Origin of the sequence: Halapricum sp. CBA1109, from assembly GCF_009741825.1 — an archaeon.
Lineage (GTDB): Archaea > Halobacteriota > Halobacteria > Halobacteriales > Haloarculaceae > Halapricum.
The window spans coordinates 1-4,574 of sequence record NZ_WPCA01000180.1 but is presented as its reverse complement, the minus strand read 5'-3'; the positions used below and the strand labels follow the sequence as shown (position 1 = coordinate 4,574).

Sequence of the window (4,574 nt, the reverse complement as noted above, 5' to 3'; positions counted from 1 at the left end):
GGGCGCGGCCGTGGGCCGCGCCACTCGCTCCCGGCCACCGCGACGCGGGTTGGTCCCGTTGTGTGCTCGCTCTCTCTCACTCGAAGACGGCGTCGAACGCCCCCGCTCCGAGCGGTTCGTACGTCCCCGCGGCGACGTTCTCGCTCACGTGCTCGGGCGAGCCCATCCCGACCAGCGCCGACGTCACGCCCGGGGCCGACCGGGCGAAGTTGATCGCTCTCTGGGCGTCGGTCTCACCCTCTAGCTCCGCCGCGACGGCGGCCGGTATCCCACTCGCAAGCCGACCCTGATGGATACTCGCGCTCGTGAACACGTTTATCTCGGCCTCGTGAGCGAACTGCAGGACGCTCTGGGGACCTTCCGGTCCCTCGTGGGCGGCCGTAGTGAACGCGTCGGCCATCTCGACGTTGAACGGCAACTGCACCGCCCGGAAGTGCTGGTGTCGTTGTCGACGGCCGCGGCCGCCGACCGGGCCCGCCGCACTATCTCCGGCAGCGAGAGGTAACTCTCCGTCCCGGGGTCGACCCGGAACGCCTCCCACGTCGCGACGCCGTACGCGCCGATGTCGCCGGCCGCGGCCCGTCGCTCCAACATCTCGAACGCCGCCTCTAGCTGGTCGTACACCTCCCCGCGCGGACGTTCGGTCAGTTGCGTCTCGGGGTTGTGGACGTAGTAGCAGTCGACGCTGTCGAGGCCGAGGTTCGCAAGCGAGCGGTCGAGTTGGGCGTCGAGAAACGCCGGCGCGATGCAGTGCTGGCCGCGGGCGAGGGTAGACCGGTCGACCAACCCCGTGTCAAGAAACTGCTCGCGGACGTACCGTCCGGGGTCCTCGGGGCGGTCGCCGTCGAACGGGAGGAACCCGCCCTTCGTCGCCACGAAGACGGCGTCGCGGTCGATATCGCTGTCGTCGAGTGCCTCACCGACGACGCGTTCGCTTCGCTGACAGCGGTAGTTGATCGCCGTGTCGAGGACGTTGATACCCGATTCGAGCGCCTCGGTGATCGCCGCGCGATAGGCGTCGTCGGCCGCGTCGGTGGGGTCGCCGAGGTAGGTGCCGACGCCGATGCTCGACAGCGCGAGGCGACCGAACGGTCGGAAGTACGTCCGGGCGAACGACTCGTGAAAGCGGTCGCGGTACGCCCACGTCCCGTCGTGTGTGGCCATAGCCGCGGTTGGGCCGCCGGGCGCAAAAGCCCGCGGTCACTCCAACTCGCCGGTCATCGCGTCGAACAGTCGGTCGTGGAACTCCTCGCGGCTGACGCCGTCGCTAGGGCCGATACCCTCCATGTGGTCGACCGACAGTTGCCCGCCGCCCATCCGGGCGTGGCCGCCGGCCTCGGCCATCGGGATGTCCTCGACGGCGGCCCGGAGCGCCCGCCCCATATGGACCCGGTCGTCCCGTGACCGCCCGGAGAGGTGTATCGTCCCGTCGCGCTCCCCGAGGACGACGACGGCGCTGACACCCTCCAGTCGGAGCAGTTCCTCGGCGGCCTGCGGGACGGCGTCGGCGCTCGTGACCGTCCCCACGTCGCTGACCGCGTAGGCGTTGCGGACCTCGCGATTCCTGATCGCCTCGGCCTTGACGTCCAGTACCGCGGCGTCGACCTCCGGGTTGGCGATGCGGTCCAGCGACTCCTCGTCGATGCCGTCGTAGAGGTACGCGGCCGCGGCGAACTCCGCTTTCGAGCACCCGCTGGTCAACTGCTTGGTGTCCGATTGGATGCCGTACAACAGTCCCGTCGCCACGCGCGTCGAGAGCACGTCGCCCTCGCCCGGTTCGAGCCCCATCGTCTCGCAGTACTCGGCGAATATCGTCGCACAGGCCCCGTGGTCGGGTCGAATGTCGGTGAACTCGTTCCCGTCGCCGTCACCGGGATGGTGGTCGACGACGGCGACGGGGTCGATGCGTTCGGCCCCGTGAAAGCCCCGGGCCTCGTTGTGGTCGACTAAGACGACGGCGTCGGCGGCCACGTCGGCGGCAGCTCGATCCGGTCACAGTCCAGTCCGAGCACCGTCTCGAAGGCCCGGTTCTCCTGTCGCTCGATGGTCCCCGGGAACTGGATGGTCGCGTCCGTCCCCTCTGTCTCGGCGATAGCGGCCGTGATCATCCCGCTGGCCATCGCGTCCGGGTCGGGGTTCGGATGCAGGAGGACGGCTATCTCGTCGTGGCCGGCCAGCACCGACCGGAACCGTCCGCCCGGTGTCGACCGTAACCGACCGACGGCGACCCACCCGAGCACCCCGAGGACGGCGACGGCCAGGACGCCGCCGACCACCAGCGGCAACTGGTCGGTGATGGCCGTTACGGCACCGCTCTGGAGGGAGCCACCCCCGACCGCGGCGCTTCCCATACACTACTGCTGACACACCGACGACAATGAAGGTTCCCCCTATTCCTCGACGTCGAGGTTGAACTGCTCGTTCTCCTTTGCAGGGTTGAGGACGACGCTGGTGTTGGACTCCCGGACCTCCGGGTCGGTCAGCAGTTCCTTGATCTTGGTGTTCATATCGTCGGTGTCGAGGAACTTCCCGATGGCGATGATGTCGTAGTCGCCGGTCACCTCGTAGACGCTGACCATCCGTTCCTCCTGCCGGAGCGTCTCGGTCACGTCCGGCAGCGCCGACCCCTCGACTTTCAACTGGAGGACGGCCGTCACGTCGTAGCCCAGTTTGTCGTAGTCGACCTTCGGCGTGTACCCCTCGATGATCCCCTCGTCCTCGAGGGTCGAGAGTGGTTCGAGATGGTCGTCACCGACACGTCGAGGTCGTCGGCCAGACTTCTGAGGCTCGCGCGACCGTCACCCAGAAGCGCATTCACTAACTTCCGGTCCAGATTTTCGTACGTCATTATAACCCCCCACGCTCCCGCCCCATTAGAATTTTACGAATATCCACTTCTCTCGGTCCGGAAATAGAGATTTGCGCAAATCAGCAGGGTTTTTATGGCGGCAGTATATCTCTCAGGTGTCGATACCAATGACAAGTGAACTCTCGGATGCTGCAGAGGGGGTCCTCGACGAGATCGAGGAGAAAAACGTAGATTTCCTCCGCCTGCAGTTTACGGACATTCTGGGTACAGTGAAGAACGTCTCCGTCCCGGCCGACCAGGCCGAGAAGGCGTTCACCGAAGGCATCTACTTCGACGGCTCGTCCATCGACGGTTTCGTCCGGATCCAGGAGTCGGACATGCGTCTGGTTCCGGACCCGGACACGTTCGCCATCCTCCCGTGGCGGAGCCGCGACGACATCGACGGCGGCAACAGCGCGCGACTCATCTGTGACGTCCACGACACCTCGACCGACGAGCCGTTCGTCGGCGACCCGCGTGGCGTCCTGAAGGACGCGCTCGACCGCGCCGAGGAGATGGGCTACGAGGTCAACGCCGCGCCCGAACCGGAGTTTTTCCTGTTCGAGGAAGACGAGGACGGCCGCGCGACGACCAAGACCGGCGACGCCGGCGGCTACTTCGACCTCGCGCCGAAGGACCTCGCTTCGGACGTGCGCCGCGACATCATCTACGGGCTTGAGGACATGGGCTTCGACATCGAAGCCTCCCACCACGAGGTCGCCCGCGGCCAGCACGAGATCAACTTCGAGTACGACGACGCCCTGTCGACGGCCGACAACGTCGCTACCTTCCGATCCGTCGTCCGCGCCATCGCGGCCGAGCACGACCTGCACGCGACGTTCATGCCCAAGCCTATCCCGCGCATCAACGGCTCGGGGGATGCACACGCACATCTCGCTGTTCACCGACGACGGCGAGAACGCGTTCCACGACGAGGACGACGACTTCAACCTCAGCGAGACGGCAAAGCAGTTCACCGCCGGTATTCTGGAGCACGCGCCCGCGCTCGCGGCGGTCACGAATCCGACGGTCAACAGCTACAAGCGCCTGGTGCCCGGCTACGAGGCGCCCGTCTACGTCGCCTGGTCCGACCGGAACCGCTCGGCGCTGATCCGCAAGCCCGCCGCGCGCGTCCCGGCCGCCAGCCGTATCGAGGCTCGCTTCCCCGACCCGTCGTGTAACCCGTATCTCGCCCTCGCAGCGCTCATCCACGCCGGTCTCGACGGCGTCGAGCGCGAACTCGACTGCCCGGACCCGGTCCGAGAGAACATCTACGAGTTCGACGAGGCCAAACGCGAGGAGTACGGCATCGACACGCTGCCGACCAACCTCGGCGAGGCCGTCGAGGAACTCGAGGACGACGAGGTCGTGCTGGACGCCCTCGGTCCCCACGTCGGCGAGAAGTTCGTCGAAGCGAAAAACGAGGAGTTCAAAGACTACCTCGTCTCCGTCTCCGACTGGGAGATCGACCGCTACCTCGAGACCTTCTGAGGCTCGACACCACCGCTTTCTTTCGCGCCATATCCGGGAGCGACCGCTGTCTCGCTCGGGTTACCGCCCGACGTACCGGCCCGCGAGCGGCGCCGCCGTGAGCGCCGTCCCGCCGAGGACGCCCAACACGGCCGCCGACGCCGGGCCGGGCGATAGCTCCGCCGACGCCGCGAGCAACGGCCCCCGGGGACTGAATCCGACCATTCGGGAGACGCAGATGAGTGGAGTTCGCGGA

4 pseudogenes are annotated in these 4,574 nt (G+C 66.9%); 1 reads left to right on the top strand and 3 read right to left on the bottom strand.

Annotated features, from left to right (window positions below):
- Positions 1–76: 76 nt before the first annotated feature.
- From GJ629_RS14485 to lrp, 3 pseudogenes are all read right to left on the bottom strand, one after another.
- Positions 77–1,164 (bottom strand): annotated as a pseudogene (locus GJ629_RS14485) (aldo/keto reductase).
- Positions 1,165–1,200: 36 nt separating this feature from the next.
- Positions 1,201–2,351: pseudogene (locus tag GJ629_RS14480) on the bottom strand (bifunctional oligoribonuclease/PAP phosphatase NrnA).
- Between the two features lie 39 nt (positions 2,352–2,390).
- Positions 2,391–2,848: pseudogene (gene lrp / locus GJ629_RS14475) on the bottom strand (HTH-type transcriptional regulator Lrp).
- Positions 2,849–3,078: 230 nt separating this feature from the next.
- Here lrp and glnA point away from each other — a divergent pair.
- Positions 3,079–4,339, top strand: a pseudogene (glnA, locus tag GJ629_RS14470) (type I glutamate--ammonia ligase).
- Positions 4,340–4,574 lie beyond the last annotated feature (235 nt).